Annotated in this window: 17 protein-coding genes; 12 read left to right on the forward strand and 5 right to left on the reverse strand. The window is 69.5% G+C overall.

What is annotated here, in order from left to right:
• Positions 1-6 precede the first annotated feature (6 nt).
• From typA to A5728_RS05435, 6 genes are all read left to right on the forward strand, one after another.
• Positions 7-1,914, forward strand: a complete 1,908-nt coding sequence (gene typA / locus A5728_RS05410; RefSeq protein ID WP_064846062.1) for a translational GTPase TypA — start codon at positions 7-9, stop codon at positions 1,912-1,914.
• 50 nt (positions 1,915-1,964) lie between these two features.
• On the forward strand, positions 1,965-2,822 hold the full coding sequence (locus A5728_RS05415; RefSeq protein ID WP_231885524.1) for a PIG-L family deacetylase: 858 nt from the start codon (positions 1,965-1,967) through the stop codon (positions 2,820-2,822).
• The gene (locus A5728_RS05420; protein WP_231885525.1) at positions 2,819-3,304 is read left to right on the forward strand and encodes a hypothetical protein; all 486 of its coding nucleotides are present in this window, start codon (positions 2,819-2,821) and stop codon (positions 3,302-3,304) included. Before A5728_RS05415 ends, A5728_RS05420 begins: the two co-directional genes overlap by 4 nt.
• Before the next feature lie 62 nt (positions 3,305-3,366).
• The gene (gene fdxA, locus A5728_RS05425) at positions 3,367-3,690 is read left to right on the forward strand and encodes a ferredoxin (protein ID WP_035965353.1); all 324 of its coding nucleotides are present in this window, start codon (positions 3,367-3,369) and stop codon (positions 3,688-3,690) included.
• A gap of 4 nt (positions 3,691-3,694) precedes the next feature.
• Positions 3,695-4,840 carry a succinyldiaminopimelate transaminase gene (gene dapC, locus A5728_RS05430; RefSeq protein ID WP_064846063.1) on the forward strand — a complete coding sequence of 382 codons (1,146 nt, stop codon included), beginning with the start codon at positions 3,695-3,697 and terminating at the stop codon, positions 4,838-4,840.
• A gap of 175 nt (positions 4,841-5,015) precedes the next feature.
• Positions 5,016-6,317: a citrate synthase gene (locus A5728_RS05435; protein ID WP_064846064.1), complete on the forward strand. Its 1,302-nt coding sequence runs from the start codon at positions 5,016-5,018 to the stop codon at positions 6,315-6,317.
• 85 nt (positions 6,318-6,402) lie between these two features.
• Here A5728_RS05435 and galE read toward each other — a convergent pair whose 3' ends face one another.
• Together galE and dapD are read right to left on the reverse strand one after the other, a co-directional pair.
• Positions 6,403-7,419 (reverse strand): UDP-glucose 4-epimerase GalE, encoded by a 1,017-nt coding sequence (gene galE / locus A5728_RS05440; protein WP_064846065.1) that lies wholly within the window; start codon positions 7,417-7,419, stop codon positions 6,403-6,405.
• 112 nt (positions 7,420-7,531) lie between these two features.
• Positions 7,532-8,503 (reverse strand): 2,3,4,5-tetrahydropyridine-2,6-dicarboxylate N-succinyltransferase, encoded by a 972-nt coding sequence (gene dapD / locus A5728_RS05445; RefSeq protein ID WP_064846066.1) that lies wholly within the window; start codon positions 8,501-8,503, stop codon positions 7,532-7,534.
• Between the two features lie 132 nt (positions 8,504-8,635).
• Between dapD and dapE the strand changes: the two genes are divergently transcribed.
• The 4 genes from dapE to A5728_RS05465 all read left to right on the forward strand — a co-directional run bounded on the left by dapE (position 8,636) and on the right by A5728_RS05465 (position 12,428).
• A complete protein-coding gene (gene dapE / locus A5728_RS05450; protein WP_064846067.1) occupies positions 8,636-9,739 on the forward strand; it encodes a succinyl-diaminopimelate desuccinylase in 1,104 nt (367 codons plus the stop codon).
• A gap of 119 nt (positions 9,740-9,858) precedes the next feature.
• Positions 9,859-10,830: a TIGR00730 family Rossman fold protein gene (locus tag A5728_RS05455; RefSeq protein WP_082943264.1), complete on the forward strand. Its 972-nt coding sequence runs from the start codon at positions 9,859-9,861 to the stop codon at positions 10,828-10,830.
• Positions 10,827-12,101 carry a hypothetical protein gene (locus A5728_RS05460; protein WP_231885526.1) on the forward strand — a complete coding sequence of 425 codons (1,275 nt, stop codon included), beginning with the start codon at positions 10,827-10,829 and terminating at the stop codon, positions 12,099-12,101. The genes A5728_RS05455 and A5728_RS05460 overlap by 4 nt, the downstream gene beginning before the upstream one ends.
• A 159-nt stretch (positions 12,102-12,260) precedes the next feature.
• Positions 12,261-12,428 (forward strand): DUF3117 domain-containing protein, encoded by a 168-nt coding sequence (locus tag A5728_RS05465; protein ID WP_064846068.1) that lies wholly within the window; start codon positions 12,261-12,263, stop codon positions 12,426-12,428.
• 72 nt (positions 12,429-12,500) lie between these two features.
• Here the strand turns inward: A5728_RS05465 and crcB are convergent, their stop codons facing one another.
• Genes crcB through A5728_RS05480 form a run of 3 tightly spaced genes read right to left on the reverse strand, consistent with a single transcriptional unit; the run spans position 12,501 to position 13,932 of the window.
• Complete coding sequence (gene crcB / locus A5728_RS05470) at positions 12,501-12,872, reverse strand: fluoride efflux transporter CrcB (protein WP_064846069.1); 372 nt, start codon at positions 12,870-12,872, stop codon at positions 12,501-12,503.
• Positions 12,869-13,303, reverse strand: coding sequence for a CrcB family protein (locus A5728_RS05475; RefSeq protein WP_064846070.1), 435 nt, complete (start codon positions 13,301-13,303; stop codon positions 12,869-12,871). Before A5728_RS05475 ends, crcB begins: the two co-directional genes overlap by 4 nt.
• Positions 13,300-13,932, reverse strand: a complete 633-nt coding sequence (locus A5728_RS05480) for an O-methyltransferase (protein WP_064846071.1) — start codon at positions 13,930-13,932, stop codon at positions 13,300-13,302. Before A5728_RS05480 ends, A5728_RS05475 begins: the two co-directional genes overlap by 4 nt.
• Before the next feature lie 316 nt (positions 13,933-14,248).
• Here A5728_RS05480 and A5728_RS05485 point away from each other — a divergent pair, with 316 nt between their 5' ends.
• Both A5728_RS05485 and A5728_RS05490 read left to right on the forward strand, forming a co-directional pair.
• Entirely contained in the window at positions 14,249-14,866 is a 618-nt protein-coding gene (locus A5728_RS05485; protein ID WP_231885527.1) for a hypothetical protein, read from the forward strand.
• Positions 14,867-14,912: 46 nt separating this feature from the next.
• The gene (locus A5728_RS05490) at positions 14,913-15,272 is read left to right on the forward strand and encodes a sec-independent translocase (protein WP_064846073.1); all 360 of its coding nucleotides are present in this window, start codon (positions 14,913-14,915) and stop codon (positions 15,270-15,272) included.
• Positions 15,273-15,293 lie beyond the last annotated feature (21 nt).

The raw sequence follows: 15,293 nt of genomic DNA on the forward strand, positions 1-15,293 counted from the left end.
CTGTGCATGTCTGAAACCACCACCCAGCGCGCCGATCTGCGCAACGTGGCCATCGTGGCCCACGTTGACCACGGCAAGACCACCATCGTCGATGCCATGCTCCAGCAGACGAACGCGTTCTCCAGCCACGGAGAGGTCGAGGAACGAGTCATGGACTCGGGCGACCTGGAGCGGGAGAAGGGCATCACCATCCTGGCCAAGAACACCACGGTGTTCTACGACGGCCCCGCGGCCAACGGTGAGACCATCACGATCAACGTGATCGACACCCCGGGTCACGCCGACTTCGGTGGCGAGGTGGAGCGCGGTCTGTCCATGGTGGACGGCGTCGTGCTGCTCGTGGACGCCTCCGAGGGCCCGCTGCCCCAGACCCGGTTCGTGCTGCGCAAGGCCCTCGAGGCCAAGCTGCCCGTGATCGTCGTCGTCAACAAGGTGGACCGCCCGGACGCCCGGATCGACGAGGTCGTCTCCGACACCATGGACCTGCTGCTGGGCCTGGCCTCGGACATCGCCGAGGACCACCCGGACCTGGACCTGGACGCCGTCCTGGACGTGCCCGTGGTCTACGCCTCCGGCAAGGCCGGCCGTGCCTCCACCGACCAGCCCGGCAACGGCGAACTGCCGGACAATGAGGACCTCGAGCCGCTGTTCCGTACCATCATCGAGCACATCCCCGCGCCGTCCTACAACCCGGACGGCGTGCTGCAGGCGCACGTGACCAACCTGGACGCCTCCCCGTTCCTGGGTCGCCTGGCCCTGCTGCGCATCTTCAACGGGACGCTGAAGAAGGGCCAGACCGTGGCGTGGGCGCGTCACGACGGAACCCTCAAGAGCGTGCGCATCTCCGAACTGCTGGCCACCAAGGGCCTGGACCGGGTGCCCGCGGAGAGCGCCGGGCCCGGTGAGATCGTGGCCGTGGCCGGGATCGAGGACATCACCATCGGTGAGACCCTCACGGACCTCGAGAACCCCGAGCCGCTGCCGCTGATCACGGTGGACGATCCCGCGATCTCCATGACCATCGGGATCAACACGTCGCCCTTGGCCGGACGCGTCAAGGGGGCCAAGGTCACCGCGCGCCAGGTCAAGGACCGCCTGGACAAGGAGCTCATCGGTAACGTCTCGCTGCGCGTGCTGCCCACCCAGCGCCCGGACGCGTGGGAGGTGCAGGGCCGCGGTGAGCTGGCCCTGGCCATCCTCGTGGAGCAGATGCGCCGCGAGGGCTTCGAGATCACCGCGGGCAAACCACAGGTGGTCACCAGGACCGTGGACGGCAAGGTGCACGAGCCCTACGAGCACATGACGATCGATGCTCCGGACGAGTTCCTGGGTGCGATCACCCAGCTCATGGCCGCGCGTAAGGGCCGCATGGAGGGCATGAGCAACCACGGCACCGGGTGGGTGCGCATGGAGTTCAAGGTCCCCTCGCGCGGTCTGATCGGCTTCCGCACCAAGTTCCTCACGGAGACCCGAGGCGCGGGCATCGCGTCCTCCTACGCGGACGGCTACGAGCCGTGGGCCGGGGAGATCGAGTACCGCACCAACGGTTCTATGATCGCGGACCGCGCCGGTGTGGTCACCCCGTACGCCATGATCAACCTGCAGGAGCGCGGCTCGTTCTTCGTGGAGCCCACCTCCGAGGTCTACGAGGGCATGATCGTGGGTGAGAACTCCCGCGCGGACGACATGGACGTGAACATCACCAAGGAGAAGAAGCTCACCAACATGCGCTCGTCCACGGCGGACAGCTTCGAGAACCTCACGCCCCCGCGCAAGCTCACGCTCGAGGAGTCCCTCGAGTTCGCGCGCGAGGACGAGTGCGTGGAGGTCACCCCGGAGGCCATCCGCATCCGCAAGGTGGTCCTGGACGCCAACGAGCGCCTCAAGGTCGCCCGGCAGCGGGCGCGCGCCTGATCGTGGCCGATCCTCGATACCCGGGCGGGGGACACGCGACCGAGGGGGCGGTGGAGACACTGCTCCCCGGGGGCGTGGACTCCGCCCGGGCTCGTGTGTTGTGGGTGCACGCCCACCCGGACGACGAAGCCATCGTCACGGGCGTATCCATCGGGTACTACGGCGCGCTGGGCGCCACCACGGTGTTGCTGACCATGACGCGCGGCGAACGCGGTGAGGTTATCCCGCCCGCCCTGCGTCATCTCGAGGTGGGCCAACCCGGGTGCCCGGACACCGACGGCACTGCGCTGGGGCTCTACCGCGTGGGTGAGCTCGACGCCGCCGCGGCCGCCATGGGGCTCGCGGACCGGTTCTTCGCGGGGGAGCCCCCCGCCCACGATCCCGCCGAGGGTTTCGCCAACGGCGCGGACAAGTACGTGGATTCCGGGATGAGCTGGGGGCCCGACGGTCGCCCGCAGCCCGCCGAGGACGTCTCACCCGCAGCGCTCACGGCGGCGGATCCGCAGGAGGCCGCCGCCCACGTGGCCGCAGCTATCCGTGCGGTGCGTCCCCACGCCGTGATCACCTACGACGACGACGGCGGGTACGGTCACCCGGACCACGTGGCCACGCACGGGGTCACGCTGCGCGCCGTGGACCTCGCAGCGTCAGCACCGGACACCGCCCACGACGCGTGGGATGTCCCCCTGACGTGGGGGATCGAGAGCGACGTGAACCCCTCGGACGAACGGCCGCAAGCGGCGATCCACGGTGATCTGGCGGTGAAGCGCGCCGCAATGGCGGCGCACGCCACACAGATCACCCTGGGCGAGGACCCGCAGGGCACCACGTACGAGCTATCCAACGGCGTGCCGCAGACCCTCAGCGCCACCGAGACGTTCCGCCTGTTACGCCGGGGCGGACAATGAGCGCGTCCGGACTGCGCCGCACCGCCCCGTGGGAGAGCGCCCCGGCCGTGCAGACCGCCGGCGACCACGCGCCCGGGGGAGCCGAGAAGCAACGGCCGGGAGCGGCGTCGTCGTTGGTGACGGCACTGCTCACGGGACTCGTGGCGGGAGCGGTGGCCACGGCCATGCACGCCAACATCTGGTACCTGGACGGCTGGTGGCTCCCGTGGGGGCTCGTATTCTCCGGGGCGCTGCTGCTGTGCGCGAGCGTGTGGTGCGGTACCGCGACCCGGCGCGTGTGGGCGGCTGCCGTCCCAGGGCTCGTGACGTACGTGATCGCCTGGACCACCGCGTACCTGCGAGAGGGCTCGGCGCTCGTGGTCACCACGTGGGCCGAGCCCGTGGGGATCGTGGGGTTGCTGTGGTTCGCCGTGATCTTCGTGGCGGTCATGGCCTCCGTGATTGTTACGGGGCATTGGCTGGTGCGCTCGCGGGCGCGGTAGCCTCGAATGCCCGCCGCTAGAATGGTCGAGGACTTGGGAACAGAAGGAGAGGTTCGTCAACCGTGACTTACGTAATTGCGCAGCCGTGCGTGGATGTCAAGGACAAGGCCTGCGTGGAGGAATGTCCCGTGGACTGCATCTACGAGGGCGAGCGATCCCTGTACATCCACCCGGACGAGTGTGTGGACTGCGGTGCGTGCGAACCGGTGTGCCCCGTGGAGGCCATCTACTACGAGGACGACACCCCCGAGGAATGGGCCGAGTACTACAAGGCGAACGTGGAGTTCTTCGACGATCTGGGCTCTCCGGGTGGAGCTGCCAAGCTCGGCAACACCCACAAGGACCACCCCATGATCGCGGAACTGCCCCCGCAGAACCAGGACTGATCCGGTGAGCGTGGCCCGCGGATTCGGTCTGAACCTGCCCGACTACCCCTGGAACTCCCTCGCGCCGTACCGCCGGACCGCGCAGGAGCACCCGGATGGTGTGGTGGACCTGTCCATCGGGACCCCGGTGGACCCCACGCCGCTCGTGATCCAGGATGCGCTCGCCGCCGCCGCGGACGCCCCCGGGTATCCCACGACGCACGGGACCCCCGCGCTGCGGGAGGCCGTGGCCGCGTGGTTCGCCGATCGTCGCGGTGTGCCCGATCTGGACCCGGACGCCGTGATGCCCACGGTGGGGTCCAAGGAACTCGTCGCGTGGCTGCCGCTGTTGCTGGGTCTGGGCCCGGGCGACGTCGTAGTGCGTCCCGTGGTCGCCTACCCCACGTACGACATCGGGGCGCAGATCGCCGGCGCCGAGGCCGTGGCCGCGGACTCGCTGGACGAGCTCGAGCCCTCGGTGCGCGAGCGCGTGCGCATGGTGTGGGTCAACTCGCCGGGCAATCCCACGGGCATCGTGCGGGACGCGCAGAGTCTCAAGCGGCTCGTGGACCAGGCCCGCTCGCAGGGGGCCGTGGTGGTCTCCGACGAATGCTACGCCGAGCTCGGCTGGGGTCAGTGGGATCCCGCACGCGGTGGCGAACCCGTGCCGTCCGTCCTGGACCCGCGCGTGAGCGGCGGGGACACGTCCCTGCTGTTCAGCGCGTACTCGCTGTCCAAGCAGTCGAACCTCGCGGGCTACCGCGCGGCGTTCCTCACGGGTGACCCCGCGCTGATGCCCTCGCTCATCAACTCGCGCAAGCATGCCGGGATGATCGTGCCCTATCCCGTGCAGGAAGCCATGCGTGTGGCCCTGGGGGACACCGCGCACGTGACGGCGCAGAAGAACCTCTACCGGCAGCGGCGCGAGGCACTCAAGCCCGCCGTGGAGGCCTTCGGGCTCACGATCGAGCATTCCGAGGCCGGCTTGTACCTGTGGGCCACCGCCGGTGAGGACACGTGGGACACCGTGGAACGCTTCGCCCGCGTGGGCATCGTGGTGGGCCCCGGGACCTTCTACGGGGACGCCGGGCACGGCTACGTGCGGCTGTCCCTGACCGCGAGCGACGAGCGCATGGCGGCCGCCGTGCAACGGCTCTCAGGCGCCGTCTGAGCCCGCCGCACACGGGTGGGCAAGTGGAATCCCGATCACACCAACGGGTAGGTTGGTGGGGAATGACATCGTGTTCCCGCCCGGTGCGCACCGACCCGAACCGCCACGACGGCGTGGGGGTGAACCGCACCGCGAACCCGTCGTGGAACACCTAGCGAACCGTGAAGGACACATCATGGCAGAGGCCAAGAAGTCCACCGACAAGGTGGAGCTGAACTACGAGAAGGGCAAGTCCCTCGAGCTCCCCGTACTGGAGGTGACCGAGGGCAACAAGGGCTACGGCGTGGGTTCCCTGCTCAAGGAGACCGGCAACGTCAGCTTCGACCCCGGGTTCGTGAACACCGCGAACACGCGCTCCACGGTGACCTACATCGATGGCGCCCAGGGCATCCTGCGCTACCGCGGCTACCCCATCGAGGAGCTTGCGGAGCACTCCAACTTCCTGGAGACCGCCTACCTGCTGATCTACGGCGAGCTTCCCACGCGTGAGCAGTACGAGGACTTCCAGCACCGCATCACCACGCACACCATGGTGCACGAGGACATCAAGATGTTCTTCAACGGCTTCCCCCGCTCCGCGCACCCCATGCCCGTGCTGTCCTCGGCCGTGTCCGCGCTGTCCACCTTCTACTCGGACTCCCTGGACCCGTTCAACAAGGAGCACGTGGAGATCTCCACCATCCGCCTGCTCGCAAAGGTCCCCACTCTGGCCGCGTACGCGTACAAGAAGTCCGTGGGCGAGCCGCAGCTGTACCCCCACAACAACCTCAACTACGCGGAGAACTTCCTGCGCATGTGCTTCGGTGTGCCCGCCGAGGACTACGAGGTGGACCCGGTGGTCGCCAAGACCCTGGACATCCTGTTCATGCTGCACGCGGACCACGAGCAGAACTGCTCCACCTCCACGGTGCGCCTGGTGGGTTCCTCCCACGCCAACATGTTCGCGTCCGTCTCCGCGGGCATCAACGCCCTCTACGGCCCGCTGCACGGCGGTGCCAATGAGGCCGTGCTGGCCATGCTGGACCAGATCCAGAACCGTGGGCTCTCCGCGGACGAGTTCATGGAGAAGGTCAAGAACAAGGAGGACGGCGTCCGCCTCATGGGGTTCGGGCACCGTGTCTACAAGAACTACGATCCCCGTGCCCGCATCATCAAGGGCTACGCGCACGACGTCCTGGCCAAGATGGGCGGCAACAACGAGCTGCTGGACCTGGCCATCGGCCTGGAGGAGAAGGCCCTCGCGGACGACTACTTCGTGGAGCGCAAGCTCTACCCGAACGTGGACTTCTACACGGGCTTGATCTACAAGGCCATGGGCTTCCCCGAGAAGATGTTCACCGTGCTCTTCGCGATCGGCCGCCTGCCCGGCTGGATCGCGCAGTGGCGCGAGATGATCGAGGACCCCGAGACCAAGATCGGCCGCCCCCGCCAGCTCTACGTGGGCGAGGGTGAACGCCACTACCCGACCGCCAACTGAGTTCCCCGGTCAAACCGACGAGCCCCGATCACCGTTCGGTGATCGGGGCTCGTTCGTCGGTGCGGGCACGACGCCGCCGCTCAGCTCAGCCGTCGTAACCGTTCGGGTTGTTCTTCTGCCAGTTCCAGTGGTCCCGGCACATGGTGTCGATGTCCCGGTCCGCGGACCAGCCCAGCTCGGCGAGGGCGGAGGAGGGATCGGCGTAGGACACAGCGGCGTCGCCGGGGCGGCGCGGGGCGATCTCGTAGGGGATCTCCCGGCCCGAGGCCTTCTGGAATGCCTCGCGGACCTCCAGCACGGAGTAGCCGCGGCCGGTGCCCAGGTTCCACACGTGCACGCCGTGGTCCCGGCTGATCCGGTCCAGGGCACGTAGGTGTCCGTCCGCGAGGTCCACCACGTGGATGTAGTCGCGCACGCCGGTGCCGTCCGGGGTGGGGTAGTCGTCGCCGAAGACCATGAGCTTCTCGCGGCGGCCCACGGCCACCTGCGCGACGAACGGCATGAGGTTGTTGGGGATCCCCGAGGGGTCCTCACCGATCCGCCCGGACTCGTGCGCGCCCACGGGGTTGAAGTAGCGCAGCAGGGCCACGGACCAGCGGTCATCGGAGGCCGCAAGGTCCGCGAGCATGTCCTCGATGTGTTCCTTGGTACGACCGTACGGGTTCTGCGCGTCCATAGAGAGCTTCTCGGTGAGCGGCATGGTCTCCGGGGCGCCGTACACGGTGGCCGAGGACGAGAACACGATACTGCGGCACCCGTTCTCCTCCATGGCCCACAACAGGTTCACGGTCCCGCTGACGTTGTTCGTGTAGTACCACAGCGGCTTCTGCGCCGATTCCCCCACGGCCTTGAGCCCCGCGAAGTGGATCACGGCGTCCGGGCGGTGCTGCGCGAACACACGGTCCAGACCCTCGCGGTCCAGCAGGTCCACCTCTTCGAACGCCGCGACGTCGCGTCCGGCGAGTTCCGCCACCCGCTCGAGCGACGTCTTGGACGAATTGGACAGGTTGTCCAGGACGACGACGTCGTGCCCCGCCTCGAGCAGCGCCAGAACCGTGTGCGAGCCGATGTACCCGGTTCCCCCGGTGACAAGAATCTTCATGGTCCCCACCCTATCCAGTGGACCTCACGAAAACGCGCGGCCGGGCCCGCGAGCTGCGGGACCCGGCCGAGCGGCGTCGTCGTCGCGATCCGTGGACGCGCGACGGCGGGGATCAATTGGCGTGCAGTGCGGCGTTGAGCTCCACCGTGCTGCCCTGGCGGGGCAGCGCCTCCACGGCGCCGTTGGTGGAGTTGCGGCGGAACAGCAGGTTGTTCACGCCGGAGAGCTCGGACGCCTTGACCACGCGGGGTTCGGCGCCGCCCTCGATGAGGCTCACGCGGGTACCGGCGGTGACATACAGGCCGGCCTCGACGACGCAGTCGTCACCCAGGGAGATGCCCACGCCCGCGTTGGCGCCCAGCAGGCAGCGCTGGCCCAGCGTGATCCGCTGCTTGCCGCCGCCGGACAGCGTGCCCATGATGGATGCGCCGCCGCCCACGTCCGTGTGGTCGTGGACCACGACGCCGGCGGAGATCCGGCCCTCAACCATGGCCTCGCCGAGCGTGCCGGCGTTGAAGTTCACGAACCCCTCGTGCATCACGGTGGTGCCCTCGCCCAGGTAGGCACCGAGGCGCACGCGGTCCGCGTCACCGATGCGCACACCGGAGGGCACCACGTAATCGACCATGCGCGGGAACTTGTCCACGCCAAGCACGGTCACGGTCCCGCTGGCGCGCAGGCGCAGCAGGGAGCGGGTCAGTTCCTCCGCGAGCACGGGACCGCGGCTGGTCCACGCCACGTTCGCGAGCTTGCCGAAGACGCCGTCCAGGTTGAGGGTGTTGGGCCGCACCAAGCGGTGGGACAGCAGGTGCAGGCGCAGGTAGGCGTCCGCGGCGTCCTGGGGTGCCTCGTCCAGGTTGATCACGGTGGTCACGATCTCGGAGCGCACGTTGCGATCCGGGTCCGTGGTGGCGGCCACGCGCAGATCCGCCTCGTAGCTCGTATCCGGGTTGGCGCTCAGGCTCGGCGCAGGGTAGAAGACGTCCAGCACGGTCCCCTCCCGCTCGCCGGAGTCCACCACGGTGGCCAGCCCCACTCCGGAGGCGATACGGGAATTCTCGGTGCTCTCGCTCGTTGAAGTCATGGGCCCATCCTAAAAGATGCCCCGTGACCCGGTGGTAGATGACCCGACCCGCGCGGCTCGTCAATGAGGCCCCGCGGCAGCCGACCGCGATGCCCACTGCGGGGCGCAGGGGCAAACTGTAGGCTGGCACGCATGAGTTCAGACGCTTCCGTGACCCTCGACCTCACCATGGATCCCGCGGATCTGACCGCCGCGCTCGTGGACGTGGAGTCCGTGTCCGATCACGAGGGCCCCCTGGCCGACGCCGTCGAAACAGCCCTGCGCGCTCTGCCCCATCTCAGTGTCCACCGGGACGGGGACACCGTGATCGCCCGCACGGACCGCGGCCGAGACGAACGCGTGATCCTCGCCGGCCACCTGGACACCGTGCCCCTGCCCACCGTGGAGGGATCGCTGGGCGGAGTCCCGGCCACGCGGCGTCGGGAAGCGGACGGGGACGTGATCTACGGCCGCGGCACCACCGACATGAAGGGCGGTGTGGCCGTCCAACTGGTGCTCGCGCACGAACTCACCGAGCCCAACCGGGACGTCACCTACGTGTTCTACGACCATGAAGAGGTCTCGAGCGATGCGAGCGGGCTGGGCCGCGTGATGCGCAACAGCCCCGAACTGCTCGAGGCGGACTTCGCGGTGCTGCTCGAACCGACCAACGGGACCGTGGAGGGCGGGTGCAACGGCACCATGCGTTTCCGGATCACGACCCACGGCAAGGCCGCCCACTCCGGGCGCTCGTGGATCGGGGAGAACGCGATCCACAAGCAGGCGGACGTCCTGGCCCGGTTGAGCGCGTACGAGGCGCGCACCGTGACCGTGGAGGGCCTCGACTACCGTGAAGGGCTCAATGCGATCCGGATCGGCGGGGGAGTCGCGGGCAACGTGATCCCGGACACCGCGTGGGTCGAGGTCAACTACCGCTTCGCCCCGGACAAGTCCCTCGAGCAGGCACAGGACCACATGCGCGAGGTCTTCACCGGGTACGAGCTCGAGTGGCAGGACCTCTCGCCGGCGGCCCGTCCCGGGCTGGACCGGCCCTCCGCCGCGCAGTTCGTGGCCGCCGTGGGGCGGGAGCCCATGCCCAAGTACGGCTGGACCGACGTCGCCCGCTTCTCGGAGGCCGGGGTGCCTGCCGTGAACTTCGGCCCCGGGGACGCCCTGCTCGCCCACACCGACGACGAGCACGTGTTCGACGACGCCGTCCGGGCCTGCCACCGTGCGCTCGCGTCCTGGTTGTCCTGAGCGCGGGGTGATCGGGTATCCGATCCGAGGCGGGGGAGGTTGGCTCGAGTACTCACCGCGTTGCATGCCGCAGGGGAGTTCTGCGGCGTCGTGCAGCACGAGAACGTAGCCTGGTGGGCATGCACACCCCTGAGACACCGCACGAACGTTCCCTACCCCCCGAGCGTCACAAGGGGCCGGTGGTGCTGCGCCGCAAACAGCTGCATCGGCGCACGTCCGACCAGCGTTTCCTGGACCAGCGCCCCGCCGAACCGGACGACTTCACCCGCACCGACCCGTGGCGCGTCCTGCGGATCCAGGCGGAGTTCGTTGAAGGCTTCGACGCACTCGCGAACCTGGGCCCCGCCGTCTCGGTCTTCGGGTCGGCGCGCACCGCGCCGGGGCACCCGGAGTACGAGCTCGCGCGCGAGCTGGGACGGGAAATCGGCAAGGCCGGCTACGCCGTGGTCACGGGCGGCGGCCCCGGTGTGATGGAGGCCGCGAACAGGGGAGCGGTGGACGTGGGCGCGCACTCGGTAGGGATCGGCATCGAGCTGCCCCACGAACAGCGCCTCAATGACTGGGTGGACCTGGGCATCAACTTCCGCTACTTCTTCGCCCGTAAGACCATGTTCGTGAAGTACAGCCAGGGCTTCGTGGCGCTGCCGGGCGGCTTCGGTACGCTCGACGAACTCTTCGAGGCACTGACCCTCGTGCAGACGGGCAAGATCACGCGTTTCCCGGTGATCCTGGTGGGCACGGACTACTGGGGCCCGTTGCTGGACTGGATCACCACCACGCTGGTGGCCGACGGCAAGGTCTCCACCGCGGACCTCGAACTGTTCCGGGTCACGGACAGCGTGGCCGAGGTCGTGGAGATCCTCACCGCGGTCCACGCCGACGACGACGGCATCCCGGTCTCCGGCCCCGCCCCGGGTGCCTCTCCCGCCCCGGGCAAGGCAGCGGTCGACGCCGCGGCGCCCGGTTCCGGGGGCGACGACGCCGCTCCCGCGGATGGCGCGCGTGGTTCCGTGCGCGGCGACACCGACCCTGGCACCGCAATACCCCGTTCCAGGGGCGACGACGCTCGCGCCCCCGGTTCCGGCGCGTGAGTTCCACGGCGGTGGCGGACCCCGCGCGCAGCGCGCACGACTCCCGTGCGGGGAGGATGCGTCGACTGTGGGCGGCGGCTCCGTGGTGGCTCGCCGTGCTCGTGGTCTACGGGGTGTCGCGGGTCTGGGGCTGGGCGGTGTTCACGGTCGTGGGTGCCCAACAGGGTCCCGGGCCGTGGGGCAACGGCGCCCTGGGTTACCTGGATTTCGTGAACACGTGGGACGCCGACTGGTACCACACCATCTTCCGGGAGGGGTATCCGTTCCAGGTGCCCCGGGACTCGCTGGGCACGGTGTCCGAGAACGCGTGGGCGTTCTACCCCGTGTTCCCGCTGCTCGTGCGCGGCATCGACGCACTGACCGGGACCGGGTGGGCCGTCACGGCCGCCACGGTGTCCCTCGTGGCCGGTTTCGGTGCGGCCCTGGTGTTCTACCGACTGGTGTGCCAAGCACCCGTGATGGCCGGGCCCCGCACTCCCGGGGGCGTCTCACGCCCGGCACTGTGGGCCGTGGCGGTGTTCGCGTTCAACCCCGTGGCACCCGTGCTGCAGACCCCGTACGCCGAGGCGCTGAGCATGCTGTTCTTGCTGAGCGCCATGTTGTGCGTCGTGCGGGACCGGCCCGTGTGGGTCACCGTGTTCGTGGTGGCGCAGGCACTGACCCGACCCACCGGCGTGGCCCTGGCCGCGGCGCTGGGGGTGTGGTGGTTGTGGCGCAGCGTGGGGGACGTGCTCGCGCGACGTCGGGCGTGGTACCGGTGCCTGGACCGCTGGCTCGTGGTGGCGCTGATCGCGTGCGCTGCCGCCCTCGCGTGGCCGGCCATCGCGTGGGTCGTCACGCGGGAGCCCATGGCCTACACCGAGACGGAGGCCGCCTGGCGCGGGAGCCAGCACGTGATCCCCGTGTTGCCGTGGTTCCGCGAGGCCACCGATCTGCTGGGCCCGATCGCCGGACTCGTCGCTCCCGTGGTGCTCGTGGCGACGGTCGTGATGCTGTTGCGTTCGGACATGGTCAAGCGGGCCCTGCCGTTCTTTGTCCGTGTGTGGATCGCGGCCTACGGGTGCTATCTGCTGCTCGTGCTCAACCCGCAGAGCTCCACGTTCCGGTTGCTGTTGCCGTGGGCGCCGCTCGCCGCCGCCCTGGTGCACGTGAGCGACTCGCGCGCCTATCGGGTGCTGCTCGTGATCTTCGGGGCAGTGCTGCAGATCGTGTGGGTCGGGTGGCTGTGGCACTGGAAGCAACTACCCGGCGGTGGCGACTACCCGCCGTGACCCCGCGCGGCGGCCCTTGCCGCAGGCGCTGTCCACACACGCGCTGCGCGCTATGGCACAGATGGTTCCGAGCGCTCCCGCGTCGTGTGCCGGGTCACGGTACTGGCTGAGCGTTCGATAAGATAGCGAGCGTAAGTACTCACGAAGAGGAGCTCATAAATGGCGGCCATGAAGCCGAGGACGGGTGACGGACCCATGGAGGTCACCAAAGAAGGACGCAGTCTGATCATGCGGGTCCCCCTGGAAGGCGGAGGGCGTCTGGTGGTGGAACTCAAGTCGGACGAGGCCGCGGAATTGCGCGAGTGCTTGGCTTCGGTGACGCAGTAGCACCGACACCCCCCACGCCCGTGTCGCGGGGGCCCCTCACATCGAGTGGGGGGCCCGCGCGGCGTTCGGGGCTCAGAACGCCCAGTGGCTCCCGAGGGTGAGCCCCGCGGCCACGGCGAGCAGGCTCCACAGGACGGTTCCGAGCACCGACACCACCGCGGCCCCGGCACGTTGTTCTCGCGCGAGCCGTACGGCGTCCACCATGGCCGTGGAGAACGTCGTGTAGCCACCGCACAGCCCGGTGCCCAGGGCGAGCGTCCACACGGGTCCCAGAACCGCGCTCAGTCCGGTGACCACACCGAGCACGAACGACCCCGTCACGTTGATCAGCAGTGTGGCCGCGGGGAAGGTGGGAGCCCACCGGGCGGTGATCCCGCGGTCCACGAGGAAACGCAGGACCGCTCCCACGGCGCCGCCCAGGGCCACGGCGGGCGCCGCGATCACCGCGCCGCTCCCGCGGTGGGCGTGCCGCGGCGTCGTCCCCGGAGCCAGGCGCCCACCGCGAGACCCGCGGCCGCGGCGGCCAGCCCCGCGACGAGCATCAGCACCGCGTCACCGAACGCGGCCGCGCTCGCCCCGGAGCGCACGCGCTCCCACAGCTCCAGTGCGAAGGTCGAGTAGGTGGTGAACCCGCCGAGAAGTCCGGTGCCGAGCAGCATGCGCGCGGTGTGGGCACCACGGCGCTCGCGGCCGGGGCGGGTGAGCGCTTCGAGCAGCAGCCCGAGCAGGAAGGCGCCGGAGGCATTGACCGCGAACGTGGCCCACGACCACCCGGATCCTGCCGGAAGCACGAGGGTCACCCACCAGCGGGCCAGACTCCCCGCGGCGCCGCCGAGGGCCACGAGTCCGGCGTCCTTGAACAGGGAGCCGCTCACAGCCGGACGGCCAGCAGTACACCCGTTCCCGTGGGCACCACGGCCGTGGACAACCGCGGTTCGTCCCGCAGGGTGCGCACGACGTCGCGCATGATCACGGTCTCCTCCTGGCGCTGCGCGGGCTGGGGGACTAGGTCCTGGTGCAGGGCGTCGTTGACCACGAGCATCCCGCCGTGACGCAGCAACCGGGCGCCCTCGATGACGTACTCGGCGGTGTTGACCACGTCCGCGTCGATGAACACCATGTCGTACGCGTTCTCGGTGAGCCGCGGCAGCACCAGGGAGGCCGCACCGGAGATCGTGCGGGTGCGTTTGGTTTCGAAACCGGCCTCGCGGAACGTGTCCCGCGCGGCGCGCAGGGCCCGGATGTCGGTGTCGATGGTCGTGAGGACGGACTCGGACGGCATCCCGCGCAGCAGCGCGAGCCCCGAGACGCCCGCACCGGTGCCCACTTCCACCACGGTCGCGGGGCGGGACGACGACGCCAGGACGGTCAGCAGCGCCGCGGTGGCCGGGGTCACGGGGTCCAAGCGCAGGGCCAGGGAGCGCTCGCGCGCACGGAAAGCGGTTTCGTCCTCCGTGGCGTAGGCCTCGCAATAGGCCCAGCTCGTGGTTTTATCCGTGCTCATGGACGCGGCGTGCCCTTCACTGCTGTGTGTGCCCGGATCCCCGCGGACCCAGCGCTTCGACGTGGCGGGCCCGGCGTCATGTCCGGGCTCACGGTGCTTCAGCTTATCGCGGTCTGAGGGCACCGCCGGGAACGCCCGGTCGGTGTCCAGATCGCTGTCAGAATCCTGCCGCACAATGGGGGCGTCGAACGCGGCCGCCGCAGGGCGGTCGCAGCAGGGGACGAACAGGGAGGGGGACGGGGTGTCCACACGGGTCGCGGGTCGCAGCAGGGTGCGCCGGCCCTGGCGTCGGCCGAGTCGGCGGGCCGTGGGTCTCATGACCGCCTTCGCGGCCTGCGTGTGCGTCGCCCTGCTGACCACCGCCGTGTGGAGCGTGGGCAAGCAGGTGCAGCAGCGCCAGAGCGCGGACGCTCGGTCGGAGGCCACGTGGTCACCCGGTCCCCGGGGAATGGTAGACACCACCTCGGAGGCCGACATCCAGAGCCTGCGCGCCCGGGGGTGGGCCGTTCCGGGTCTGGCCGCGAAGGGGTACTCGGTCGCGGACATCCAACAGTCGCAGGTGGGGGGCCAGCCCGTCGTGACGGTGGCCCTGCACAACGATCACGGCTCGGTGACCATCGTGGAGCAGCGCGGTGACATCAATCCCGACAACCCCATGGACGGCATCACCGGGCTCCCCGTGGGCACCGAGGGCATGCACCGGTCGGTGCTCGACGGCGCGCGGTTGTGGGTGGACCGCTCCCAACCATGGCGCGCGGTGATGGTGCGCCCGGACGCCGTGTACACCCTCACATCGGACACCGCACCGGCCACCCTGGCCCAGACCGTGAGCGCAGTCGTGGCGGAGGACCGGGGACGGGTCAGCCTGCCCTCGCAGAAGGACGAGAGTTTCGGGGCCACGGTCGCGGACGGACTCAAAGAAATTTTCGGTTAAGGACCGCCCCCACCGGGGCGTTCCACGACGTTGATAGGCTCAGCGGGTGTTCGGGATTTCAGGCGGGGAAGCCATCATCATTCTCATCGTGGCCCTGGTGATCATCGGGCCCGAGCGGTTGCCCGAGTACGCCGAGAAGTTCAAGGACATGGTCAAGTCCATCCGGCGCTACGCCACGGGTGCCACGGACGATCTCAAGGAGACTCTCGGCCCGGAATTCTCGGACCTCGACTGGCGCAAGCTCGACCCCCGGCAGTACGACCCGCGCGTGATCGTGCGTGAAGCGCTGCTCGAGGACGACGAGGAACAGAACCGCCACCAGTACGAGGCCTCCACCGTGGCCGCACCCACGGTGCGACGGCTCGCACGAGGCGAACGCGCCCCGTTCGACACCGAGGCCACGTGAGCCGTCGAGCGCGGCGTGAGC

Source organism: Kocuria sp. ICS0012 (genome assembly GCF_001665945.1).
In the GTDB taxonomy this organism is placed as follows: domain Bacteria; phylum Actinomycetota; class Actinomycetes; order Actinomycetales; family Micrococcaceae; genus Kocuria; species Kocuria marina.